At 68.2% G+C, this 23,265-nt stretch carries 19 protein-coding genes; 3 read left to right on the forward strand and 16 right to left on the reverse strand.

Annotated features, from left to right (window positions below):
• The first annotated feature begins 53 nt into the window (after nt 1-53).
• A complete protein-coding gene (locus CIK81_RS11345) occupies nt 54-1,505 on the forward strand; it encodes a DUF418 domain-containing protein (protein WP_241964130.1) in 1,452 nt (483 codons plus the stop codon).
• 80 nt (nt 1,506-1,585) lie between these two features.
• Here CIK81_RS11345 and CIK81_RS11350 read toward each other — a convergent pair whose 3' ends face one another.
• The 7 genes from CIK81_RS11350 to CIK81_RS11380 all read right to left on the reverse strand — a co-directional run bounded on the left by CIK81_RS11350 (nt 1,586) and on the right by CIK81_RS11380 (nt 10,678).
• Nucleotides 1,586-3,061, reverse strand: coding sequence for an MFS transporter (locus CIK81_RS11350; RefSeq protein ID WP_096166602.1), 1,476 nt, complete (start codon nt 3,059-3,061; stop codon nt 1,586-1,588).
• 239 nt (nt 3,062-3,300) lie between these two features.
• The gene (locus CIK81_RS11355; protein WP_241964131.1) at nt 3,301-4,074 is read right to left on the reverse strand and encodes an IclR family transcriptional regulator; all 774 of its coding nucleotides are present in this window, start codon (nt 4,072-4,074) and stop codon (nt 3,301-3,303) included.
• A 225-nt stretch (nt 4,075-4,299) separates the two neighbouring features.
• Nucleotides 4,300-5,415 carry a D-2-hydroxyacid dehydrogenase gene (locus CIK81_RS11360; protein WP_096197862.1) on the reverse strand — a complete coding sequence of 372 codons (1,116 nt, stop codon included), beginning with the start codon at nt 5,413-5,415 and terminating at the stop codon, nt 4,300-4,302.
• Between the two features lie 241 nt (nt 5,416-5,656).
• A complete protein-coding gene (nrdE, locus tag CIK81_RS11365; RefSeq protein ID WP_096197868.1) occupies nt 5,657-7,789 on the reverse strand; it encodes a class 1b ribonucleoside-diphosphate reductase subunit alpha in 2,133 nt (710 codons plus the stop codon).
• A gap of 5 nt (nt 7,790-7,794) precedes the next feature.
• Entirely contained in the window at nt 7,795-8,193 is a 399-nt protein-coding gene (nrdI, locus tag CIK81_RS11370) for a class Ib ribonucleoside-diphosphate reductase assembly flavoprotein NrdI (protein WP_096166605.1), read from the reverse strand.
• A 31-nt stretch (nt 8,194-8,224) separates the two neighbouring features.
• Entirely contained in the window at nt 8,225-8,482 is a 258-nt protein-coding gene (gene nrdH / locus CIK81_RS11375; RefSeq protein ID WP_158542007.1) for a glutaredoxin-like protein NrdH, read from the reverse strand.
• 738 nt (nt 8,483-9,220) lie between these two features.
• Entirely contained in the window at nt 9,221-10,678 is a 1,458-nt protein-coding gene (locus CIK81_RS11380; protein ID WP_114355725.1) for a Gfo/Idh/MocA family protein, read from the reverse strand.
• A gap of 257 nt (nt 10,679-10,935) precedes the next feature.
• Between CIK81_RS11380 and CIK81_RS11385 the strand changes: the two genes are divergently transcribed.
• Both CIK81_RS11385 and CIK81_RS11390 read left to right on the forward strand, forming a co-directional pair.
• Entirely contained in the window at nt 10,936-11,610 is a 675-nt protein-coding gene (locus tag CIK81_RS11385) for a 1-acyl-sn-glycerol-3-phosphate acyltransferase (RefSeq protein WP_096166607.1), read from the forward strand.
• A gap of 107 nt (nt 11,611-11,717) precedes the next feature.
• On the forward strand, nt 11,718-12,101 hold the full coding sequence (locus tag CIK81_RS11390; RefSeq protein WP_096166608.1) for a universal stress protein: 384 nt from the start codon (nt 11,718-11,720) through the stop codon (nt 12,099-12,101).
• A gap of 293 nt (nt 12,102-12,394) precedes the next feature.
• Here the strand turns inward: CIK81_RS11390 and CIK81_RS11395 are convergent, their stop codons facing one another.
• The 9 genes from CIK81_RS11395 to CIK81_RS11435 form a co-directional block, all read right to left on the reverse strand.
• The gene (locus CIK81_RS11395; RefSeq protein ID WP_114355726.1) at nt 12,395-13,888 is read right to left on the reverse strand and encodes a catalase; all 1,494 of its coding nucleotides are present in this window, start codon (nt 13,886-13,888) and stop codon (nt 12,395-12,397) included.
• Between the two features lie 103 nt (nt 13,889-13,991).
• The gene (locus CIK81_RS11400) at nt 13,992-14,477 is read right to left on the reverse strand and encodes a Fur family transcriptional regulator (protein ID WP_096197865.1); all 486 of its coding nucleotides are present in this window, start codon (nt 14,475-14,477) and stop codon (nt 13,992-13,994) included.
• Nucleotides 14,478-14,721: 244 nt separating this feature from the next.
• Nucleotides 14,722-14,919, reverse strand: a complete 198-nt coding sequence (locus CIK81_RS11405) for a hypothetical protein (protein ID WP_096197866.1) — start codon at nt 14,917-14,919, stop codon at nt 14,722-14,724.
• 365 nt (nt 14,920-15,284) lie between these two features.
• The gene (locus tag CIK81_RS11410) at nt 15,285-15,989 is read right to left on the reverse strand and encodes an SOS response-associated peptidase (RefSeq protein WP_114355727.1); all 705 of its coding nucleotides are present in this window, start codon (nt 15,987-15,989) and stop codon (nt 15,285-15,287) included.
• An 11-nt stretch (nt 15,990-16,000) separates the two neighbouring features.
• Entirely contained in the window at nt 16,001-17,095 is a 1,095-nt protein-coding gene (locus CIK81_RS11415) for a hypothetical protein (RefSeq protein ID WP_147271634.1), read from the reverse strand.
• 368 nt (nt 17,096-17,463) lie between these two features.
• Complete coding sequence (locus CIK81_RS11420; RefSeq protein WP_096166878.1) at nt 17,464-17,814, reverse strand: helix-turn-helix transcriptional regulator; 351 nt, start codon at nt 17,812-17,814, stop codon at nt 17,464-17,466.
• A complete protein-coding gene (locus CIK81_RS11425) occupies nt 17,792-18,892 on the reverse strand; it encodes a tyrosine-type recombinase/integrase (protein ID WP_241964117.1) in 1,101 nt (366 codons plus the stop codon). The genes CIK81_RS11420 and CIK81_RS11425 overlap by 23 nt, the downstream gene beginning before the upstream one ends.
• Nucleotides 18,893-18,937: 45 nt before the next feature.
• Nucleotides 18,938-21,277 carry a cation-translocating P-type ATPase gene (locus CIK81_RS11430; RefSeq protein WP_241964118.1) on the reverse strand — a complete coding sequence of 780 codons (2,340 nt, stop codon included), beginning with the start codon at nt 21,275-21,277 and terminating at the stop codon, nt 18,938-18,940.
• Nucleotides 21,274-23,202 (reverse strand): cytochrome c oxidase assembly protein, encoded by a 1,929-nt coding sequence (locus CIK81_RS11435; protein ID WP_241964119.1) that lies wholly within the window; start codon nt 23,200-23,202, stop codon nt 21,274-21,276. The genes CIK81_RS11430 and CIK81_RS11435 overlap by 4 nt, the downstream gene beginning before the upstream one ends.
• Nucleotides 23,203-23,265 lie beyond the last annotated feature (63 nt).

Raw genomic sequence — 23,265 nt, forward strand, 5'->3', positions numbered from 1 at the left:
TCAGCGAGCAGCGCTGGGCATCCGGGCGCGCCGTCGCAGAGGAAGGCCCCGACGTGACCGCCGTGCCCACCCCGGCCACCGACCCGCTCCCGACCGCTCCGCGGGTCGCCCCGCGCCGCTCCCTGGCACCGGACATCGCCCGTGGCCTCATGCTCGCGCTGATCGCGATCGCGAACGTCTCCTGGTACCTCTGGGGTCACGAGGGATCCGTGGGGATGACCCCGCACGTCCCCGCTCAGAGCTCCGTCGACTGGGCTGTGCAGGTCCTCATGACGGTCGCGGTCGACCACCGGGCGATGCCCCTGTTCGCGTTCCTCTTCGGCTACGGGATGGTGCAGTTCTACCGTTCTCGTCTCGATCGCGGCATGGCACCTCGCATCGTGCGCGTGATGATGCGCCGACGCCACTGGGCGATGCTGCTGCTGGGGCTGCTGCACGCCGCTCTGCTGTTCTACGGCGACATCCTGGGGGCGTACGCCGTCGCCGGACTGCTGCTGGTGTGGATCTTCTTCGGCCGACGAACACGCACCCTGATGATCTGGATCGGCGTGCTCATCGCGCTGATGGTCCTGTTCGCCCTGTTCAGCATCGTCAGCGCGATCTCGCTGGTCTACTTCGCACCGCCCGAGGTCATCGCCTCCATGGAGTCCGGATCCTTCGGGATGGGACTCGTGCGGGACTACGCCTACGGGCAGCCGTACCTGGTCTCGATCCTCGCTCGCCTGGCGGTCTGGGCCATGGGACTCCTGCCGGGCGCGCTGCTCCTGACCCCGCTGGCCGTCCTGCTGGGATGGGTCGCCGCTCGCCACCGCGTGCTGGACGAACCCTGGCGGCACACACACCTGCTCACGCGGACGGCGATCGTCGGCATCACCATCGGCTGGCTCGGCGGAGTGCCCGACGCCCTCCTCATCACGGGTGCCATCGGTCTGCCGGAGTCGGTGGGCTGGGCCTTCAGCGGTCTGAACTCCCTGGCCGGCGTGGCCTGCGGCGTCGGCTATGCGGCGGCATTCGGTCTGCTCGCAGCGCACGCCGAGGGGCGTGTCCGGAGCACCGCGACCACGGAGCCGACCGCGGGCCCGGACCAGGCCGCCGCCCCCACGGACAGAGCGTCACGGAAGGTACGACGTCGAGAAGCAGCGGCTGCCGAGGCCGCGCTGACACCGGCCCACCGGGCCTACGGCGCGTCGGCCTCCGCAGTGGTCACGACGACCGCCGCTGAGCCGCGTGCGCTGACTCGCGCGCTGAGCGCGGTCGGGCAGCGCTCGCTGACCTTCTACCTGTTCCAGTCCCTGATGCTGGCGCCGCTGATGGCGGAATGGGGGCTGGGACTGGGCGTGCGCCTGAGCACCGCGTCGGCCGTGGGGATCGCGATCGGCGTCTGGCTGATCTCCCTGCCCATCGCGGCCTGGATGGATGCACAGAAGCTGCGCGGCCCGGCGGAGCTGCTGCTGCGGCGACTGACCTACGGCCGGCACGATCCGCAGGCAGCCGGGCGGAGCTGACGCCATCCGGGACGCCGGCCAGCGGCCCCAGGAGCCCAGGAGCCCAGGAGCCCAGGAGCCCAGGAGCCCAGGACGAATGGTCAGCGGTGTGCGGCGCCGAGGCTCTCCGGCACCAGGTCCGATGCGGGCGCCTGCTCGCGCCCCGTCGGGCCGTCCGCGTCGTCGGCGTTGTCGCCGTTGTCGCTCCACTCGTCCTGCGAGATGCGCAGGGCGTCCTCGATGGCGAGCAGGTTCCGGCCACGGGTCTCGGGGACCAGGAACGTCGCACCGACGGTGATCGAGGCGAGGGTGCCCATGTAGACGGCGAGCACGATCCAGTTCCCACCGGTCCAGGCGAGCAGGGCCGCGCCGAGCACGCCGGCCAGACCGCCGGCGAGGACGGCGGAGATCTCGCGGGCCATGGCGACGCCGAGGTAGCGGTGACGGGCGCCGAACAGCTCCGGCAGCATCGCGCACTGCGGGCCGAGCATGGTGTTCACGGCGATGCCGATCCCGATGGCGATGATGGCGACGGCGACCAGCTCGCCGCCGACGGACAGCAGGTACCAGGCCGGGAAGGTGTAGGCCAGCATGAACACCGCACCTGCCCGGTAGACGGGCACGCGGCCGAAGCGGTCCGAGAGATGACCGCTGAGCGGCACGGTGATCATTCCGATGAGCGAGCCGAGGGTGACGCCCCAGGTGACGATCCCGCGGTCCAGACCGATCGCGGCGGAGGTGACGAAGGCGAGCGCGAGGGACTGGAACATGTAGCTGCCGCCGTTCTCGGCCATGCGCAGCCCGATGCCCACCACCACGCCGGCGCGGCCGCGAGTGAAGATCTCGCGCAGCGGACGCTCGCTGACCTGCTCGTGCTTCTCCAGCTCCACGAAGGTGGGGGTCTCGCGCAGGTGAGAGCGGATCAGCAGAGCCACGAGGATCAGCACCGACGAGGCGAGGAACGGCAGGCGCCAGCCCCAGGAGAGGAATGCCGCCTCCGGCATGAGGGTGAGCAGCGAGAACACGAGCGCTGCGAGCAGGGTGCCGCCCTGGATCCCGATGAACGGCAGCGCGGAGAAGAAGCCGCGGCGGCGCACCGGGGCGTACTCGGCCATCAGCACGGTGGCACCGGCCTGCTCGGCGCCCGCCCCCAGTCCCTGCAGCAGACGCAGGATCACCAGCAGGATCGGGGCGAGGTAGCCGGCCTGGTGGAAGGTGGGCAGCACGCCGATGAGGGTGGAGGCGCCGCCCATGAGCAGTACGGTCACCACGAGGACCCACTTGCGGCCCACCCGGTCCCCGAGGGAGCCGAAGAGGAACCCCCCGAAGGGGCGTGCGACGAAGCCGACGCCGTAGATCCCGAACGCTGCGACGGTGTTCATCGCCGGGTCGCCCTCGGGGAAGAAGAGGGTGTTGAAGACCAGCGCGGTCATCAGGCCGTACATCGCGAAGTCGAAGTACTCCATCGCGCTGCCGATGCTCGAGGAGAGCGTGGCACGACGGAGGTTGTCGGCGTATTCCTTGTCGGACAGGTGCTGTGCGCCCGCCGGTCGGGGGCTGCTCGTCGTCGAGGTCATGGCATCTCCTTCGATGCGACGGTTGTGTGCCGGGCCGCAGCGAGGGCCGCGGGGCGTCGCCCACTGTACTCGTTTGCGAACGCAGTGCAACCAGTTGAACACTGGGCGGGTCGCGGGCGCTCACCGCGTGCGAGGACGCGGCGATCTCGGGGGCGACCGGGCCCACGCAGAGGCGGCAGCCCCGAGGCGCCGGGGCCGCGGGACGCGGTGATCGCAGGGCCGTGATCGGGCGGAAACGATCAGTCGGGTCGGCGCGACAACGGGTTGGTGAGCCGTTCTGCGGCCGCCAGGAGCGCCGTGCCGATCGCGGCGACCGTCTCGTCGTCGGCCTCGGAGGCGCCCAGGGCGACGCCGAGGGCCATGCGCGGATCCCCGGGCTGCCATGGATCCAGCGGCACCGCGACGCCGTGGACTCCGGCGAAGGACTCGCCGCGATCGATCGCGTAGCCGCGTTCACGGCCCTCCAGGACCTTCGCGCGGACCTGCGCGGACGTCGTCACGGAACGCTCGGTCTTCGGCGTGAAGGATGATGCGGTGAGCGTGGAGTCGAGCTCGCCCTCCCCCATCGCGAGCAGCATCGCGTTGCCCACGGCGCAGTAGATCAGCGGCAGCCGGGAGCCGAGCGGCGTGCCCAGCCGTTCTGCACGACCCTCGTGGCGCGCGAGGTAGATTGCATCCGGAGCGTCGAGCATGGCGATCTGCACGACCTGGTCGCGCAGCAGCGGATCCGACTCGACGACGGCGAAGAACTCGCGCACCTGGTTGAACTGTGCGGCGAAGGCCGCACCGATCTCTGCCGTGCGCAGACCCAGGCGGTACCCGTTCTCCGCCCGCTGGATCATTCCCTCGTGCTCGAGGGCCTGGCAGATGTTCGATGCCGAGGACTTGGCGATCCCGATGTCCCGCGCGATCTCGGAGAGCGTGAGGGGAGCGCCGGCCGTTTCGAGGGCGCGCAGGATCCCCATCGCTCGGGACACCGCAGGCGATGGGTCTCGGGTCTCAGGGCTGGTCACGGTAGGTCCCTCCTTCGGAAGCATGGGCGGCCCGCAGCGGGCCAGAGCAGGCCGGGCTGCCCCCGTAGCGATCCCGGAGGCGTCCGGGTCGCCCGTGCACCGCGCAGTCGTGCGGCTGTGCGCTCGTACGATCCTGCTGTCGTGCGGCTGTGCGGTCGTGCAGTCATGAGGCTGCGCGGTGATGCGGTGATGCAGTGATGCAGTGATGCAGTGATGCAGTGATGGTCAGTAGAACTCGACGGTATCCACCACATTGCGGAGCTCACCGCCATCGAGGAAGCGGCCCAGGTTGTCGACGAAGAGCCGTACGATCCGCTCCTCCTCGCGGGAGGACAGCGCGGCGGTGTGAGGGCTGACCAGGACACGAGGATGATCCCACAGCGGGCTCGTCGTCGGCAGCGGTTCGGTCGCGAAGACGTCCAGCGCGGCGAAGCCGACCTGACCGCTCGTCAGCGCGTCCACCAGGGCCGGCTCATCGATCACGGTGCCGCGCCCGACGTTCACGACGATCACCCCGGGCTTCGCGGCGGCGAGCACGTCGGCGCCGACGAGCCCGTCGGTCGCGGCCGTGCCGGGAAGGGTCACCACGATCGCATCCGCCCGAGCCGCGGCGAGGGCGAGCTCGTCAGCGGGGATGAGCTCGTCCACGCCCTCGACGGGCGTTCCGCTGCGGGTGGTGCCGAGCACGTGGGCGCCGGCGGCGGAGAACAGCGCGGCGCAGGCGGCACCGATGCCGCCGAGGCCCACGACGAGCACGGTCATCTCGTCGAGATGCCGCATCTCCCAGCGGTCGCTCCACTCGTGCTCCCGCTGCTGGGCGGTGAGTTGCGGGAGGGTCTTGGCGCCGGCAAGAACTCCGAAGAGGGCGAATTCGGCGAGCGGGCGGCCATGGACCCCGGCGGTGGTGGTGACCGTGATCCGCTTCAGCGCGGCCGCATCGAGGCCGGCGGCCTTCACCTGCGAGCCGCCCCCTGCGGCCATGGCCTGCACCCAGCGCAGACGGGGATTGGCGTCGGCGGTGCGACGCAGGGCCGACGGGTCGACGTCGGGCAGGGAGAACAGGACGTCAGCGGAATCGACCATGTCGTCGTAGGCCGCCTGCTCCTCGGGGCCGCGCACGTGCTCGGGGTCGCCGGCCCAGTCCGCGGGGCCACGGCGGGGGCGGTAGAGACGATGGTCGCGGATCACGTCGACGCGCGGCTCGGCCTCCTCGATCGTCCGACAGAGCTCCTCGGGCAGGTCCACGGCGATGACGACGCGGGGCCGTCCGCCTGCCTCCCCGGAGCCTTCGACGGAAACGGGACGTGCGGTCTGGGGGATGGCAGGTCGTGTCGTGGACATGCGAGCTCCTTCGCTCCGGTGGGCTGTCGGCACCACCATACCCAGTGGATCCAACCTGCTGAACTGCGTCCGACACTTTGGTCTGGGCAGTCGAGGCAATGGGGGCGGGGACGAACGCGACGACAGCGACGGCGACGGCGACGGCGACGGCGACGGCGAGCATTCCAAGCGGCACCCGCAACGACGACGAGGGCGGGCATCCGGTGATCCGGATGCCCGCCCTCGTCGTCGGGTCAGAGACTCACAGCATGCAGCTGACGCAGCCCTCGACCTCGGTGCCCTCGATCGCCATCTGGCGAAGGCGGATGTAGTAGAGCGTCTTGATGCCCTTGCGCCATGCGTAGATCTGCGCCTTGTTGATGTCGCGCGTGGTGGCGGTGTCCGGGAAGAACAGCGTCAGCGACAGGCCCTGGTCCACGTGCTGCGTGGCCTCGGCGTAGGTGTCGACGATCTTCTCGTAGCCGATCTCGTACGCATCCTCGTAGTACTCGAGGTTGTCGTCGGTCATGTACGGCGCGGGGTAGTACACCCGGCCGATCTTGCCTTCCTTGCGGATCTCGATCTTGGAGACGATCGGGTGGATCGAGCTCGTCGAGTGGTTGATGTACGAGATCGACCCGGTCGGCGGCACGGCCTGCAGGTACGCGTTGTACATGCCGTGGGCCCGGACCTCCTCGCGCAGCTGCTTCCAGTCCTCCTGGGTGGGCAGGTGCACGCTGGAGCTCTCGAACAGGCCGCGGACCTTGTCGGTGCGGGGCTCCCAGACCTTGTCGATGTACTTGTCGAAGTACTCACCGGTGCCGTAGGCGGAGTTCTCGAAGTCGTGGAAGACCTCGCCGCGCTCCTTGGCGATCTTGTTCGACGCCTTGATGGCGTTGAACGTCACCGCGTAGAAGTACATGTTCGTGAAGTCCAGGCCCTCGTCGGAGCCGTAGAAGATGGACTCGCGGGCGAGGTAGCCGTGGAGGTTCATCTGGCCCAGACCGATGGCATGCGACTTGCGGTTGCCCTCGGCGATCGTCGGCACGGACTCGATGTCCGAGTGGTCCGACACAGAGGTCAGGCCACGGATCGCGGTCTCGATGGTGAGCCCGAAGTCCTCGGAGTCCATCGCCTTGGCGATGTTCATCGAGCCGAGGTTGCAGGAGATGTCGCGGCCCAGCTCGTCGTACGTGAGGTCCACGTTCATCGACGAGGGGGTCGAGACCTGCAGGATCTCGGAGCACAGGTTCGAGTGGGTGACCTTGCCGGGGATCGGGTTGGCCCGGTTCACCGTGTCCTCGAACATGATGTACGGGTAGCCGGACTCGAACTGGATCTCGGCGAGGATCTGGAAGAAGTCGCGCGCCTTGATCTTCTTCTTGGAGATCCGGGGGTTGTCGACCATCTCGTGGTACGTGTCCGAGACGTTGACCTCGGCGAAGGGCTTGCCGTACTCGCGCTCCACGTCGTACGGGGAGAACAGGTACATCGGCTCGTTCTTCTTGGCGAGCTCGAAGGTGATGTCGGGGATGACCACACCGAGCGAGAGCGTCTTGATGCGGATCTTCTCATCCGCGTTCTCGCGCTTGGTGTCGAGGAACCGCAGGATGTCCGGGTGGTGGGCGTTGAGGTACACCGCGCCCGCGCCCTGACGTGCACCGAGCTGGTTCGCGTAGGAGAAGGAGTCCTCGAGCAGCTTCATGACGGGGATGACGCCGCTGGACTGGTTCTCGATGTGCTTGATCGGCGCACCGTACTCACGCAGGTTCGACAGCAGCAGCGCGACGCCGCCGCCGCGCTTGGACAGCTGCAGCGCGGAGTTGATGGAGCGACCGATGGACTCCATGTTGTCCTCGATGCGCAGCAGGAAGCAGGAGACGAGCTCTCCGCGCTGAGCCTTGCCGGCGTTGAGGAAGGTGGGCGTGGCCGGCTGGAAGCGGCCGTCCAGGATCTCCTCGACGAGGTTGCGGGCGAGCTGCTCGTCGCCCTCGGCGAGCGTCAGCGCGACCATCACCACGCGGTCCTCGAAGCGCTCCAGGTACCGCTTGCCGTCGAACGTCTTCAGCGTGTACGAGGTGTAGTACTTGAAGGCGCCGAGGAACGTCGGGAAGCGGAACTTCTTCTCGAAGGCGCGCTCCGACAGCGACTCGATGAAGGAGAAGTCGTACTGCTCGAGCACCTCGGGCTCGTAGTACTTGTTCTCGACCAGGTAGTCGAGCTTCTCGCGCAGCGAGTGGAAGAACACCGTGTTGGGGTTCACGTGCTGCAGGAAGTATTCACGCGCCGCCAGGCGATCCTTGTCGAACTGGATCGAGCCGTCCGCTCCGTAGAGGTTCAGCATCGCGTTGAGGGCGTGGTAGTCGAGCTGCTTGTTGTGCTCGACCGGGGGCATCTCGGTCAGGGTCGCCAAAACTCTTCCAATCCGTCGTGCACCCGCTGCACATCGCGGGGGGTGCCGAACAGCTCGAACTTGTACATGTGCGGGACGCGGCACTTGGCGGAGATGATGTCTCCTGCCAAGCAGAACGCCTCCCCGAAGTTGGTGTTCCCCGCTCCGATCACGCCCCGGATGTTCATCCGATTGCGTTCGTCATTGAGGAACTTGATGACCTGCTTGGGCACGGCACCGCGGCCGTTGCCCCCGCCATAGGTCGGAACCACCAGAACGAACTCCTCGTCGGTGACGAGGTGCTCCTCCCGGGGATACAGAGGGATGCGCGAGGCCGGCATCCCCAGCTTCTCGACGAAGCGGTGGGTGTTGCCCGAGACCGAGGAGAAGTAGACGAGCTTCGTCACGCCGATACGTCCCTGGAACTCCGGCAGCAGATCAGATCGCGGTCGCGCTGCGCTCAGCGCCGGCGGTGGCCACGACGGCCTTGATCTTGTCGGGGCGGAAGCCGGACCAGTGGTCCTGCTCGGTGATGACGACGGGCGCCTGGACGTAGCCCATCGACTTGATGCGGGCGAGGGCGTCGGCGTCCTCGGTGATGTCGACGACGTCGTAGGCCACGCCCGCCTTGTTGAGTGCACGCTTGGTCGCGTCGCACTGCACGCAGAGGGGCTTGGAGTACACGGTGATGTCCAAGGGAAGGGGCCTTTCTCGAGCGCCGCGCCAGCGGCGCGAAGAGGTGGGTTCATGCAGGTGATGCGGTTGGTCCGAAGACCGTGGTGCCCAGCTTCGGACCACCCCTGCTGCCCCCGTTCCAGGGCTCCTGGACCGGCGGCAGATCCCCGGGAGGACCGGATCGCTGCAACGTCCCCAACACTACACCTAGTGGTGCCTCGACGGAACAACCACAAGATGTACTGACTTACAACACTGTCATCCACAATCGCATGTTGACAGATTGTGGATGGATCGGGAGCAGTGGGGACGACGGACCGGCCCCACGCACGAAACCCGAGGATGCGCCCACCAAGCAGTGTGGACGAGGGCTCCGACAGACGGCATCGACGGTGGACGACGGCTGCTCACGGGAGCCGCGAAGAGGCCGAAAACTGCCCGGACGTGAGGAGGATCCCCGGCGTGTCCGGCCGACGCCCCGGCGTGTCGTCGGCGTGTCTCCTCGAGCGGGTCCGGAGTGTCGTCCGCGCGTCCTCACAAGCGGGTCCGGCGTGTCGCTAGCGGGTCCTCTCGGAGGGCGGCGTGTCGCTCGCGGCACAGGGGTGAGCGCACCCGTGACGGAGAGTCGGCGTGTCGCTGGCGATGGGTCGGGCGAGCCCCGTGAGGCCAGAACGAGGCGACCCCCACAGCCGGAGCTGTGGGGGTCGCGTCGTCGGGATACCTGGCCTGCAGGCGGCTCCGCGGGCGAGGCCGGGGCGCTCAGCTCCGGGAGGGGCCGTCCGTCTTCGGTGCGGACCAGGCGTCGACCACGGGGTCCTCCCCCGGCTCCGGATCCACGAGGGCATCAGGTGCGGGCTCGGCGGCCGAGCCCGGCTCGACGGCCGACGCCGGGTCCTCCTCCTGCTCGGGATCCACCACGTGGGCGGGCGCGCTGACCACCATGCGGGGATCGCCGTCGCCGGGGGCCACGGGATCGCCGCCGTCAGCCACGGCGGCCTCCTGGGCGGAGCCGGCCTCGACGACGGGGGCTGCGCCGTCGGCCGGGCCAGCGGGGTCGTCGGCCGGGTCAGCGGGGTCCGTGGCCTCCGCCTCGAGACTGCGACCGTCGGCCACCACGATCGTCTCGAGCACTTCGCGCAGGAGCTCGACCTGGGCCAGCGATTCAGCGGCACCCGACAGCGGCGCGGTGCCCTTGTCCACGAAGGCATGGAAGGCCTCCCACATCGCCTCCGCAGAGCCCTTGGTCGCGGTGGTCGAGGTCTCCTGGACGACGCCGGACTTCTTCTCCCGCAGCGAGAGCGTCGAGCGCCGGTCGCCGTGCGAGGGGGCGTGCAGCTCGACCTGCATGCGCCGCCGCGCGGAGAGCACCTGGAGGGACTCCGAGTACTCGGGAGCGAACGGGAGGTAATGCCACACCAGGCGCACCTGCGCACCCCCCTCGAGCTCGCCCAGCAGCTCGATCGAACCGGGGATCACGCCCTTGGGCCAGTGACGCACCGCGCGCAGTCGCGCCACCGGGCCGTAGACCGCCTCGGTGACGGCCAGCTGGTGGGCGACGCCGGTCAGCAGACCCTTGACATAGAGGTCGCGGTCGCGCTGGGTGGCTCCGTCACCGGTGCCCGCGACGACGGCGGCCTGCAGAGCGGTGCGCCGCTCGGCGCGCTTCTCGGAGGGCAGGTCGTAGGAGGAGGTGGTCACGTGCGCGCCGCCGAACAGCGGCTGGCTCGCGGGCATCAGCACCTCGTGGTCGATCATCCGCAGGTCCTTGAGCGCGATCTGCTCGGCCATCGCGGCCACGGAGGCGTCGTACTGCTGAGGGTAGGCCATCATCAGCAGGCGTCGTCCCGTCATCCGCTCGAAGTCGGTGACCTTCGCGATCTCCTCCGCGGAGAAGCCCAGGGGCGGCTCCACCAGGACCGGGATCCCGCGGCGCAGGAGCTGCAGCAGGTCGTCCACGTGCAGACCGTCGGTGGACAGCACGGCGGCATCGACGCTCACCGTCTTCGCGCGCACGGCCGCGAGGAGATCGGCGAGCGATTCGAAGCGCTGCTCCTCCTGGATCCCCCACACCTCGGAGGACTCCCGGCGGCGGCGGGGAGAGTGGTCGACCAGCGCGGTGACCACGAACCGGTCCCAGCGCCTGCGCAGCACCGGCAGATGCACGGCCTGAGCCATGGTTCCGGCGCCGATCACGGCGATGTTCAGGGTCTTCGGCATCGACAGGCTCCTCGGGCTCGACGGGGATCGGCGGCGGCACCGCGGGCGCGCAGCGGGCGCCCGGGCGATCCCCGGCTTCCGCACCTCGGATTCGGCGCGGGACGCACGCCTGTTCTACCACACCCGGCCGACCCCATTCGGGCCGCTTCACCGGCGCGACCTGGGGGTCGTCGGAGAATGCCCCTGGAGCCGCCGTGCAGCGCACCGCCCCGGCGGGGTTATCGTGGTGCGCATTGTCGGCGACTCAGGAGGACCACGTGTCACAACGCTTCTATATGGGGGTGCGCACCTTCGTGCGTCCTTTCGTATCGCTCATCTGGAAGCCGCGAGTCGTCGGTCTGGAGAACGTTCCCCGTGAGGGCGGGTTCATCCTGGCCTCCAACCATCTCTCCAACATCGACAGCTTCGTGCTGCCGGTCGCGGTGCCGCGCCAGATCCGCTTCGTGGCCAAGCAGAGCCTGTGGACCCAGAAGGGCCCTCGTGGCCGGCTCCTGAGGTGGTTCTTCACCGCCGTGGACGCGGTGCCCGTGGACCGTGAGGCGCTCGCCTCCGGGAAGGGCGCCCTGCAGGCGGCCCAGGAGATCCTGCGTGACGGCGCCGGATTCGGCATCTACCCCGAGGGCTCCCGCTCCAAGGACGGCCTGCTGCATACCGGCAAGCAGGGCGCAGCCTGGCTGGCGCTCGAATCGGGGCGTCCCGTGCTGCCCGTCGGCCTCAAGGGAACCCCGGAGCTGATGAAGAAGAAGCTGCCCGAGCGCGGCGCGGTGACCGTGCGCATCGGCGCTCCCATCGATTTCAGCGACATCGATCCCGCAGCCTCCAAGGGCGTCAAGCGGCGCCTCATGACGGCGCGGATCATGGACGAGATCCAGCAGCTCTCGGGGCAGCAGCGCTCCGACGTGTCCAGCTCCTCGTCCAGTTCGCAGTTCTGAACCCCCACTGACACCAGCAGTCACCGGCCCCTAGCCCGTAGGATCGGGGAAGGCCACGCCCGGACCCCGGGCGCGGCCGACGTCCGGACCGCACCCGAGGAGAGCAGATGGCAGTCGTCGTCGGATTCATCCCCACCGACGTGGGTTTCAAGGCGCTGGCGGCCGCTCGCGAGCAGGCCGAGAAGCGCGGTGGGCCGCTGATCGTCGTGAACGTGGTGCGCGTGGGAGTGGCCTCCGATCCGCGGCACGCTGATGACCAGCAGCTCGAGATCGCACGCGATGAGCTCCGCCAGGCCACGATGCGCGTCGAGATACGCCAGGAGAACACCGAGGACGACATCTCCGATGTCCTGCTGCGCGTGGTCGAGGAGGAGCACGCGGAGCTGCTCGTGCTGGGCATCCGCCGTCAGAACGACCTCGCCCGGCATCTGCTCGGGCTGACGGTGCAGAAGCTGCTCCTCTCCTCCCCCAGCGAAGTCCTGGTGGTCTGACTGCGTGGCCCTACTCCGGAGGCCCAGCTGCGTGATCCGGCTCCGGAAGCCTGACTGCGTGATCCGGCTACGGCGGCCCGACCGTCGTGGCCTGACGGACGTGATCTGCAGGACAAGCGCCCTCGCGCTCACCGCACCGCACACCGCACCGCACCGACACACAAGAGCGCGGCCTATCCCCTGGGGGACGGGCCGCGCTCCTGTATGCGCCGGAGGGACCGCGGGCGGCCGCCGAGATCGGCGACCGCCCTGCCTGACCCGACGGATCGGTCAGGCCGAGCGGATCTCGCGGATCAGGCGTCCAGCGGGTCGCCGCCGGGCTGATCGTCGGCTGCGGCGGTGCCGATGGCATTCTCGATGCGCTCGCCGATAGTCTGGTCGATGTTCTTCCAGTACTGGATCGCGTTGGACAGCACCGGCTCCTTGACGGTGCTCAGGCCGCCGGAGACCGTCTGGACCAGGCGATCGCGGTCGCCGTCGTCGAAGACCTCGCGCACCAGGATGCCGGGCTGGACGAAGTCGCCGTCCTCGGCATGCAGGGTGTACGCCGCGCGGACCAGCTCACCATCGGCCTCCCAGCCGTTGTCGACCGGCCCCTGCTCGTCCTGGTAGGCGCGACCGTAGGAGTTCGGTGCGTACACCGGCGCGTCGCCGGAGTGCAGGAACTGCATGAACCCCTCCTTGTCGTAGGAGTTCGTGGGCACGATCGGCTGGTTCACCGGCAGCTGGTTGAAGTTGGTGCCGATGCGGTGGCGCTGCGCGTCCGGGTAGGAGAACGAGCGGCCCAGCAGCATCTTGTCCGGGGACAGGCCGATGCCGGGCACCGTGTTGGACGGGCTGAAGGCGGCCTGCTCGATCTGCGCGAAGTGGTTCTGCGGGTTGCGGTTCAGCGTGATGGTGCCGACCTTGATCAGCGGGTAGTCCTTCTTGGACACCGTCTTGGTGAGGTCGAAGATGTTGAACCGGTAGTTCTTCGCGTCCTCGTACGGGATCACCTGGACGGAGAGGTCCCAGCTGGGGAAGTTGCCCTCGGCGATCGAGTCGAAGAGGTCACGACGGTGGTAGTCGCCGTCGACACCGGCGAGACGGTCCGCCTCCTCGTTGGAGAGGTACTCCATGCCCTGGTTGGTGTGGAAGTGGTACTTCACCCAGAACTTCTCGCCGGACTCGTTGACCCACATGTAGGTGTGCGAGCCGTAGCCGTTCATGTGACGCCAGGTCTTGGGCAGGCCACGATCACCCATCAGGTACGTGACCTGGTGAGCGCTCTCGGGAGAGTTGGTCCAGAAATCCCACTGCATGGTGTTGTCGCGCAGGCCGGAATCCGGGGTGCGCTTCTGGGAGTGGATGAAGTCGGGGAACTTGATCGGGTCGCGCACGAAGAACACCGGGGTGTTGTTGCCGACCAGGTCGTAGTTGCCCTGCTGGGTGTAGAACTTCATCGAGAAGCCGCGCACGTCGCGCCAGGTGTCGGGCGAGCCGAGCTCACCGGCGACGGTGGAGAAGCGCAGCAGCATCGGGGTCTTGCGACCGGGCTGGAACAGGTCGGCCTTGGTGTACTTCGAGACGTCCTCGGTCACCTCGAGCTCACCGAAGGCGCCGGAGCCCTTCGCGTGGGGGCTGCGCTCCGGGACCCGCTCGCGGTCGAAGCGGGCGAGCTTCTCGACCAGGGCGACGTCGTGGAGCATCAGCGGACCGTCGGCGCCGACGCTCAGCGAGTGCGCGTCGGACTCACGGGGAGCACCGGACTCGGTGGTGCTGGGGATGGTCGGATCGAAGTCGTTCATTCTTCTCCTCAGATGGTGATGGTTTTCTGACGAACCGTAACGAAAAGTACTGACAAGGGTGGTAGGTACAGGAGCACCTGAGCCCAGGACGGGCCAGGGAGTTCTAGGGGGTGCCGGGGGCGGCGGGAACGGCTGCGGGCGCTGCGTCGCCGAGCGCGCCGACGGAACCCTTCGCGGCCCGGCAATCGGAGCAGACGCCGCGGTAGACCACGTCAGCGACCTCGATCTCGAAGCCGTGGTCGTCTCCCGGGGTCAGGCAGGGTGCGTGCCCGACGGAGCAGGCGACGTCCTCGAGGCGACCGCACTCCGTACACACCAGATGGTGGTGGTTGTCGTGGCGATGCAACTCGTACTGCATGCTGCGGCCGCCGACGGAGACGCGGCGCAGCAGCTCCGCATCGGACAACGCGTTGAGCACGTCGTAGACAGCCTGCCGGGACACGGTTCCCAAACGCTCGCGGACCGCCTGGGCGATCAGCTCCGCATCGGCATGGGGATGCTCAGCGACCGCCGACAGCGTCGCGAGCCGCGGAGCGGTCACGCGCAGCCCAGCCCCACGCAGGGCTGAGGTGTGGTCGATCGTCGGCATGCCTCTACTCTAGCGCGCTCTCTGGACTAATTCAAGAAAAGGAGGCGGGGAGCGCTGGGACGGGGCTCAGCGCCAGCACGACGCCGACGTCGTCCTGGTCACCGACCGGCAGCCAGAGGGCGCAGGGTGGAGGGTGGAGGGCGCGCGACCGACGACCGACGACCGACGACCGACGAACCCTTGCACAGAGCTCTGGGGCTGCCTGCTGGCCTCCCGCCCTTCGTCGGGCTGCGGCGCGTTCGCCTCATGGCCTGCGGTGCTTCTCCACGATCCGCCAGTACTGCTCAGGATCGAGGCCGCTCGCGTCCGCTCCCCCGGTGACCTGGTTGACCTCGGCAACGATGGCCTCGAGGTCGTAATCCTCCGGCCGGTGCGAGACGTCCGAGTCCGGGCGGTGCTCGATGACACTTCTGATCGTCTCGAGCAGCTTGTCGTGTTCCATCTGCGACTCCTTCGTCAGGTGGGCGATCCAGCGACCCTAGCGGCGCGCTCCCGGCGCCGCCGTATTCATGGCCGACCGAGTGTTCGGCGCTCACGGCCCTGACGCTTGTACTCTGTCGCGGTCGCCTCGCGGTGTCCTCGAAACCCTTGGCGAGGCGACCCCTGGGAAGGGACGCCCTCCTCCTTCTACGGCGGGAGCGGGCATCTGCCTCCGGCAGTTCGTCCGGTCAAGGGAGCACAGGAGCGACACGACCGGACACGCAGAAGCGTCCCTCCTGGCCTCACGGTCAGGAGGGGCGCTTCCTCCGTTCGCGGGCCGGCACTGCACCGTCCTCGCCGCCCGGACCCACTGCTTCCCTGCCTCCCTCAGCCGAGCATGAGGGGCGCGATCAGGCTGGGATCGGTGCGGTCGAGGGTGCGGACGTTGTTCACGGCCCGGTCGACGGGATGCGTGATCAGCTCGGCAGCGAGGCGCTCGGACACGTCCCCCAGTGCGCCGTGCAGCCGCTCGCGGTCGTCGGCGTCGAGCTTCCCCGGGGCGAGCCATTCCGTCATGAGGTCCTCGTCGAGGAAGGCGGGCATGCGGTCATGGACGTCGCCGGCTGCGTCCTTCGCCTCCCGGGTGATGATCGTGAACGTGACGTCCCAGCCGCCTTCGTCCGCCTTCAGGGCGGTGGTGAGGCCGGCGGCGTGCAGCTGGTGCTCATCGGTGGCGTGCACGTAGTAGGGCTGTTTCCCGGATTCGGTGTCGACCCATTCGTAGTAGCCGGACATCGGCACCACGGCGCGGGACGAGGCGAACGCTGCCCGGAACATGCCGTTGGTCGCGGCGGTCTCGAAGCGGGCGTTGATCGGCCGTGGCCCCTTGTCCTTCGCCCAGGCCGGCTGGAATCCCCATCGGGCGAACTCGAGGGTCCGCTGCAGCTCGCCGTCCTCATCGACGTGCTCGCGCACCACCGGTGCCTTCGTGCGGGGCGCGACGCTGAACACCGGGTCCCAGTCGAACTCCTTGGAGGGCTGGGCCGCGTAGGCCCGCATCAGCCCGTGGGCATTGCCGGGGGAAGGAATCATTCGCCGCTGCACTATTCATCCGAGAGAGATGCTCGCAGTTCGGGGTAGTTACCCCATCTCGAGCCGGTGCGGGCGGCGTGCCTGATAGCGGTTCCAATGTTGATCCCGAGGGTGTCTGCGACGACGCTGGCGGGCACGGTCTGGACGAGCTGATCGATACGGGCGTTCTGCGTCCTGCGAGCATCGATTTTGTGCGGTGCGAGATGGAGCGTGACGATCGCTTCGCTGACATGGAGATGGGGCGTTGTTCCAGGGAAGAGCCAATCGGGGCCTCCACCGACGAAGGTCCGTTGTTCCTCGAGCTCGCTAACGTAGCGGCGGAGGAGTTCGGCGATCGGCTCGGGCAGAGCGAGAGGCGTGCGCCCGAAGGTGATGCTCAAAGTCGTCTCGTGACCTGAGACGTCTGATTGGCGGAGGCGGACGCAGTCGCTGATCCGTTGCGCGAAGACGAGCACCAGCAAGCCGATGATGCGGCTTGCGGACGGGATGGACGTGTCATCGAGAAGCTCATCGACTTTCCGCCAGATGGTGTCCTCCGGGACAGAGGGGGCGGGCCGAGCTTGCGGGCGATGAGGCGGCATGAGGGGTCTGGTCAGCTTCTGCCGGATCGCCCAATTGAGGAAGGTGGCGACCGCTCCCTGGGAGCGGTGATGGGTGAAGAATCGATCTACGGAGCGCTGGTCCAACGTCCCCATCTGAACTCCCTGATCATCCAGCCAGACCAGGAAGGAGGCGATCTTGCGCAACGCGGACCATCGAGCGTTGAACATGCCGACGGTCAGGGGCTTTTGCGCGCGCCGCTGCCTGGTCTGGCGGAGGACTTGCCAACGGAAGTACTGGTTGATGATCTGCGCGTGGTGGGAGGGGAGGTCGTTGACGAGATGCTCAGCAAGTATCTCGAGGTCGTTGAGCCGGACGTCGATCGTGGGGAGGGTTTCGGCACTGATGAGCATGTGGCGCAGATACCGCACGCGAGGCGAGAGTGGGAGGGCGTCGAGTGTGTCGTGACTGATCTGCACCTCGCCAGTAGCCATGGCACGCAGAGTCTTTCCGATCGGCGATCTTCGCAGCCATCGCACCACCGCGCGCGGGTCACGTGCAGCCATGAGGTGGCCGTAGAGGCTAGCGAGGCCAGGATGGATATCGCCGTTCTCGTCAGCGAGGACCTCGCGGAGGCGTTCGGCCAGTCGACAGGTGCCGCACTGAGATCCAGTGAGCTGTTCCTCGCTTCCGCAAGTGATGCACGCGAACCGCGGAGGTTCGCCAGCACAGGGCGCGCAGACGATGCGTCGCTCCGAGTCGTAGAAGGCCAGGACCTTGACCTGAGCGCACCCGGGACAGGATCCGGGATGTCGGCGGAGTCTTGAGTAGCAGGCGTTGCAGATTCGCTGCTCGAGAATCGAGTAACGGGCTGCGACATGGCGAGCACATTCGTCGCAGCCGACCTGGTGACCACGTGTGCTCCCAGGCGGGGTCATTCGTGCGGGCGGTGCAGCTTGGCGGGGATGGGGCGAAGCTCGCCAATCGCAGGCCCGGAGGCCTCTGGAGCGCCAGCAACTCGGCGAGGACGCACGCTCTGGACCTTCGGGATCTCGATGAGATCGTTGGGTGTGCACTCGAGGATCCGGCAGAGGGCGGCGAACACTTCGACGTTCAGCCTCTCGGGCGTCTTCGTCACCAACCGGAACACTTGCTCGCGCGAGAGCTGCACTCCCTGGGCGCGCAACGGTGCGATCAGATCTGTCGTCTGGAACATCCCAGCCGCAGCCATCATCGGGCGTAGATTCCAGGTGATCGGGATGTCAGAGTCGGGAGTCGTCGGCATCGGGTCCTCCATAGATCCGGGAGAGGGCTTGGTTGATCATGCGGTTCTTGAAGTCGTCACCGACGGACGTGTAGATGGCGGTTGTCGAGGCGTAGGCGTGCCCGACCTGGTCCTGCACGAACTTCTCGGCGTATCCCCATTCGATGAGGTTGGTGACGTACGTGTGGCGCAGGGCATGGACACTGAGCTCCGGCGGCAGCCCCGCTTCGTCGCGGAGCTGCGCGAAACGCAGGTCGATGTAGCGCAGAGAGACGCGCGTGCCTCGCTCGGTCGGCCACAGCGGTCCCGACAAGTCCGCAGTGAACCGGGACCGGGCCTGGTCGACCCATTGGGCCAAACCTTCCGTGATCCAGTCCAGCTCAGGGAGCGTGAGCACCGAACGTCGACGCGGGCCTGAGCCGTGAGAGCCCTTGCCCCAGCGCACGTCGACCGCCCCGAAGCGTCCGAACCGCGGGGCAGCACCGTTGGGCCGCAGATCAGCTACATCCAGACCGACGGCCTCGGCCCTGCGTAGTCCGTAGGCGTAGATGGTCTTGAAGATCTGGGAGTCACGCAGCGCGGCGAGGGCACCCTTTCGACCCTGCCGAAGGATTGTCTCGACGCGGTGGTCGGCCACCGCGAAGAGCTGCTCGAGCTCGTCGTAGGTGAGTGCTCGCCGCTGTGGGCGGCCTTCGTAATCGACCAGGTGTGCGAGCGTGTTCCACTCGTGGCAGATCTGCTGTGGCGCGGTTCCGAAACGTTCTTCACAGTCCGCCGCCCACCGGTACCGAGGATCGGTGAGGTAGTCGCAGAACAGGCGGATGATGGAGTGATACCCCCGGATCGTCGAGGGAGTCGCCGGACTCTGCCCAGACTTCGCCCGGGTCGTGAAGTCCTCCAAGTCCCCCGGCGACCACTCCCACGGGTAGCGGCCAACAAACTCTTCAAACCTCCTAACGACCAGCTCGCGACCGCCGATCGTCCGCTCAGTCAGGCCTCGACTGATCTGCTGATCAGCCCAGCCCGAGAGCATCGCCTCGAACACGAAGCGATGCTCATCCAGCGCCCGCACGTTGCGGAGCTGTCGAAGCGGAGACACTCCACGGATGCCCATGTCCACCACTCCAGTATTGCATCTATTGCATCATTGATGCATCTCGGCTCGCGCGTTCGTGGTCGTCTCCGACCTAGCTCCTTGCCCCCGAGGTGCCGGGCCTGCGGAAGGGCGGAGCGTTTGGATGTTTTGGAGGCGGAGGCTGTTGTGGACGACGAAGACGGAGGAGAGGGACATCGCGGCGGCTGCGATGAGGGGGTTGAGTAGTCCGATCGCGGCGATCGGGATGGCGGCGATGTTGTAGGCGAAGGCCCAGATGAGGTTGGTGCGGATGGTGCGGTTGGTGGCGCGGGCGAGGGTGATGGCGTCGGCGATCGCGTAGAGGTCATCCCGGACGAGGATGATGTCGGCAGTCTTGAGGGCGACGTCGGTGCCGGTGACGATTCCGAGTCCTAGGTCGGCGGCTGCGAGGGCGGGGGCGTCGTTGATGCCGTCGCCGACCATGGCGACTCGGTGTCCCTCGTCCTGGAGTTGTTCGATCACGGCGACCTTCTCGGTGGGCAGGACGCCGGCACGGACGTCCGGGATGCCGAGGGAGCCTGCGACGCGCTCGGCAGCGGCCGGGGCGTCCCCTGTGAGCAGCACCGTCCGCAGTCCGAGCCCGTGCAGTGCGGCGACGGCCTCCGCGGCGTCCTCCTTGACCGCATCGGAGAGGGTGACTACTCCGATGACCTCTGCGTCTCGTGCGACCAGCGCTGTGGAGCGACCTGCCTGCTCGGCCTCGCTGACGGCTTCCTCCATCGGCCCGCTGAGGTGGGCGCCCAATTCGTGCATGAAGGCGGGGCTTCCGACTGCGATGCTCTCACCATTGATCGTTGCGCTGATCCCGTGACCGGGGGAGACGATGTGCCCAGTGGCGGCAGGGATGTCGGCGACCATGGTCGCGGCGTGGGTGCGGAGTGCTTCGGCGACGGCGTGCTCGGAGGATGCTTCGACCCCCGCGGCCAGGCGCATCAGCTGCTCAGCGGTGACTCCGTGGGGGTGGATGTCGATGACGCGCGGGGCGCCGAGCGTGAGGGTTCCGGTCTTGTCCAGGACGACGGTGGTGACCTTGCCGCTGGCTTCGAGAGCGTCTTGTCCCTTGACCAGGACCCCGAGCAGCGCGCCGCGTCCGACGCCGACCATCAGCGCGGTGGGGGTGGCGAGGCCGAGGGCGCAGGGGCAGGCGATGATCAGCACGCTGATCCCGTTGGTCACCGCAGTGGGCAGGTCTGCACCGGAGAGGAGCCAGGCAGACGCGACGAGCACGGTGAGGACGAGGACGACGGGCACGAAGACGCGCACCACGGCGTCGACGAGGTGCTGGACCTGGGCCTTGCGGATCTGCGCCTGCTCGGCGATGGCGGCCATCTGTGCGAGCTGGGTGTGGGCACCGACCCGGGTCGCCTCGAGGGCGAGGATCCCGTCCGCGGAGACGGTGCCGCCTATGACCTCGTCGCCCGGTCCGACGGTGCGGTGCAGGGATTCCCCAGTCATCGCACCGGTGTCGAGGGAGGCGGTGCCCTCGATGACCCGGCCGTCGACGGCGATCGTCTCGCCGGGGCGCACGAGCACGACGTCCCCGGTGCGGAGCTCCTCGACCGGCACCATCGTCTCGACCCCGTCACGTCGACGGCGGGCCTCCCGTGCCCCGAGGGCGGACAGCGCGCCGAGCACGTCGCCGGCGCGGCGCCGGCTGCGGGTCTCGAAGTAGCGGCCCGCGAGCTGGAAGGTCGTCAGTCCCGCGGCGACATCGAGGTACAGGGCGTTGGCGCCCTCGGGGACCTCGCCGATGCCGAGCCACACGCCGTCGGCGGCGTCGATGCCCGCGAGCATCGAGACCAGGGCCCAGCCGAACGAGGTGAGGATGCCGATGGAGACGAGAGTGTCCATGCTGACGGAGCGGTTCTGCAGGTTCCTCCAGGCAGCCCGGTGGAAGGGCCATGCCGCCCACGTGATGACGGGGACCGCGAGGAGGACGCACAGCAGTTCCCAGCCGGGGAACCGCCATTGCTCGATGAGTGCGAGGGCGATGGTGAGGTCCATCAGGGGGACGGTGAGCAGTGCTGCGGTGATGAGTCTGCGCCGCAGGCTCACGATGCGGTTCTCGTTGGCGCGGCGCGACCACTCGTCGTCCTGGTCGTCGTGCTCGGCGGCGTCATACCCGGCGCCGCGGATGACATCGATCGCGTGCGCCGGTGAGGTGATGCCCGTGACGACGGCGCGCTCGGTGGCGTAGTTGACGGTGGCGCTGACGCCGTCGAGCTTGTTCAGCTTCCGCTCGATGCGATTCGCGCATGCCGCGCAGGTCATCCCGGAGACGTCGAAGGTGTACCGCTCCTCCAGGGAGAGGGCTGGTGGGGCGGCCTGTGCGGTGGGGGTGTGGTTCATCGGGTGCGTTCCCTGTCCGAGAGTTTCTTGAGCATGTCGTTGTAGGCGTCGAACTCGGTGTCCAGGCCGCGGTCGAGGTGCCGATCCCGGCGACGGGCCTCCTTGTCGTCCTGGCGCGCCCATTGGATGCACAGTGCGACGATCGCGATGATCAGCGGGATCTCCCCACCCGCCCAGGCCACCGCGCCGGCCATCTTCTGGGACTCCCACAGGTTCGCCCACGGCAGTGCGAGGTAGTCGTAGTAGGTCTGGGCGAACAGCGTGGGCGAGGAGTAGATGGCCACTCCGAAGAAGGCGTGGAAGGGCATCGCGGCGAAGGTGTAGCCGAGCTTCCCGATATGGGGCAGCGGGCGCGGCGGACGGTCCACACCGATGATCAGGCTGTAGTACGCGTACCCCGTGGCCAGGAAGTGGAGGTTCATCAGCTGGTGCGCCCAGTGGAAGCGCATCATCGTGCCGAACAGCGGAGTGAAGTACAGGCCGTAGTAGGAGCCGATGAAGATGATGAACACGACCGCCGGGTGGTAGAGGGTCCGCAGCAGCCGCCAGTGCAGGATCTGCGTCACCCATGAGTGCACGCCCGCTCGGTGTCGATCCGCGCGTGCGGTGCGCAGGATCAACGTGATCACCCCGCCCTGGACCAGGAGGATCGGAGCGAGCATCGACAGGCTCATGTGCACCACCATGTGCACGCCGAAGTCGGGGGCGGAGTACTTTCCGAACCCGGAGCTCGTGGCCGCGAGAACGACCAGCCAGCCGCCACACCACAGCAGTACGCGGCTGATGGGCCATCTCGTGCCCCGGCGGCGCAGGACGATCACCATCGCGAGATAGGACGCGATGCCGACGACGGCGAGGACGGCGAACAGCAGGTTGAGCCTCCCCGTGCTCATCAGCGTCGCGAAGGTCGGCGCATCCGGCACCTCGAACCCCATGAACACCTCAGGGATGCTCGTGGGCACGAAGTACTGCGGTGGCGGAATGCGAGTCATCGCCGCACCGATCGCCACCCACACGGTGATCAGCAGGGCCGGGACCGCCATCCGGTGAGAGCCCCTGCGCCGCATCACCACGAGAGAGACCACGAGCGCTGCCAGAAGAGCAAGACGCACCAGGGTGAGAACGCCGGTCACGCTCGCCCACGGATCGCTCCCGGCAAGTTTGAACCACGTCACCACGAGCTCCGCCGCGAGCACGGCGACCGCCCCGACCAGGCCGACGCGGAGGACGAGCCCCTCGTCGAGAGGGCCCCGTTCCCCGCTGCGGATCAGCCGCACCGCGGCGGTGACCAGGACCGGTCCGAGGAGGACTCCTGCCGCGATGGTCTGGAGCGCGCCGGCATCCCCGCCGATGTCATGGTTCGGACCGACGAGGATCTGCCCCACCACCACCGGCGCCAGCGCGCCGATGATCCCCGCCCACAGCCCCGGCAGCAGCGTCGTCCAGCGCGTGCCCCAGTAGGAGCACAGCCACAGGACCAGCGCCCCGACCAGAGTCACGGTCCACGCCCGGGGCATGTAGCCGAACGTGTAGAGCGGTCCGAACGCACCTGGCTCCAGAAGGCGGCCCAGCTCGACGCCGTTGGACTCGGGTGCAGCGACGATCAGGTTCGCCGCCGCCAGCACGGTCCAGGCGCCCGACGCCCAAGTGAGGAGGCGCAGGTCCGGGCCGAATCGCAGCCGGCCTGCCTCGCTCTTCCCGCGCGGATGCAGGAACAGCACCGCGACGACGGCGCCCAGGGAGACCACTGCCGCGAGATCGGCGGCACCGCGCAGCGCAGCAGCTGTCACGGCCGTCCCCGTCCCGGGGAAACCTCGGTGGATGTCCTCGTACAGGGAGGGGCCGCCGAGCAGGTTCGCCGCCACCGCGGGCAGCGCCGCGAGGAAGAGCGCGCTGAGCGCGAAGGCCACTGCTCTCTGCTTCACCACGCCGACTCTACAAGATGTCGAATACTGGTCTCGGGGCGACAGGTCGCGATGTCGCGGACG

The organism is Brachybacterium sp. JB7 (assembly GCF_003335205.1).
Classification (GTDB): domain Bacteria; phylum Actinomycetota; class Actinomycetes; order Actinomycetales; family Dermabacteraceae; genus Brachybacterium; species Brachybacterium alimentarium.

What these genes read in the sequence shown, in the direction of transcription:
- CIK81_RS11350 (WP_096166602.1), bottom strand. Translation starts at nt 3,061, where the DNA reads ATGACCTCGACGACGAGCAGCCCCCGACCGGCGGGCGCACAGCACCTG.
- CIK81_RS11400 (WP_096197865.1), bottom strand. Translation starts at nt 14,477, where the DNA reads ATGCCGACGATCGACCACACCTCAGCCCTGCGTGGGGCTGGGCTGCGC.
- CIK81_RS11390 (WP_096166608.1), top strand. Translation starts at nt 11,718, where the DNA reads ATGGCAGTCGTCGTCGGATTCATCCCCACCGACGTGGGTTTCAAGGCG.
- CIK81_RS11420 (WP_096166878.1), bottom strand. Translation starts at nt 17,814, where the DNA reads ATGCCGACGACTCCCGACTCTGACATCCCGATCACCTGGAATCTACGC.
- CIK81_RS11430 (WP_241964118.1), bottom strand. Translation starts at nt 21,277, where the DNA reads ATGAACCACACCCCCACCGCACAGGCCGCCCCACCAGCCCTCTCCCTG.
- CIK81_RS11395 (WP_114355726.1), bottom strand. Translation starts at nt 13,888, where the DNA reads ATGAACGACTTCGATCCGACCATCCCCAGCACCACCGAGTCCGGTGCT.
- CIK81_RS11405 (WP_096197866.1), bottom strand. Translation starts at nt 14,919, where the DNA reads ATGGAACACGACAAGCTGCTCGAGACGATCAGAAGTGTCATCGAGCAC.
- CIK81_RS11360 (WP_096197862.1), bottom strand. Translation starts at nt 5,415, where the DNA reads ATGTCCACGACACGACCTGCCATCCCCCAGACCGCACGTCCCGTTTCC.
- CIK81_RS11380 (WP_114355725.1), bottom strand. Translation starts at nt 10,678, where the DNA reads ATGCCGAAGACCCTGAACATCGCCGTGATCGGCGCCGGAACCATGGCT.
- CIK81_RS11415 (WP_147271634.1), bottom strand. Translation starts at nt 17,095, where the DNA reads ATGGCTGCACGTGACCCGCGCGCGGTGGTGCGATGGCTGCGAAGATCG.
- nrdE (WP_096197868.1), bottom strand. Translation starts at nt 7,789, where the DNA reads ATGCCCCCGGTCGAGCACAACAAGCAGCTCGACTACCACGCCCTCAAC.
- CIK81_RS11410 (WP_114355727.1), bottom strand. Translation starts at nt 15,989, where the DNA reads ATGATTCCTTCCCCCGGCAATGCCCACGGGCTGATGCGGGCCTACGCG.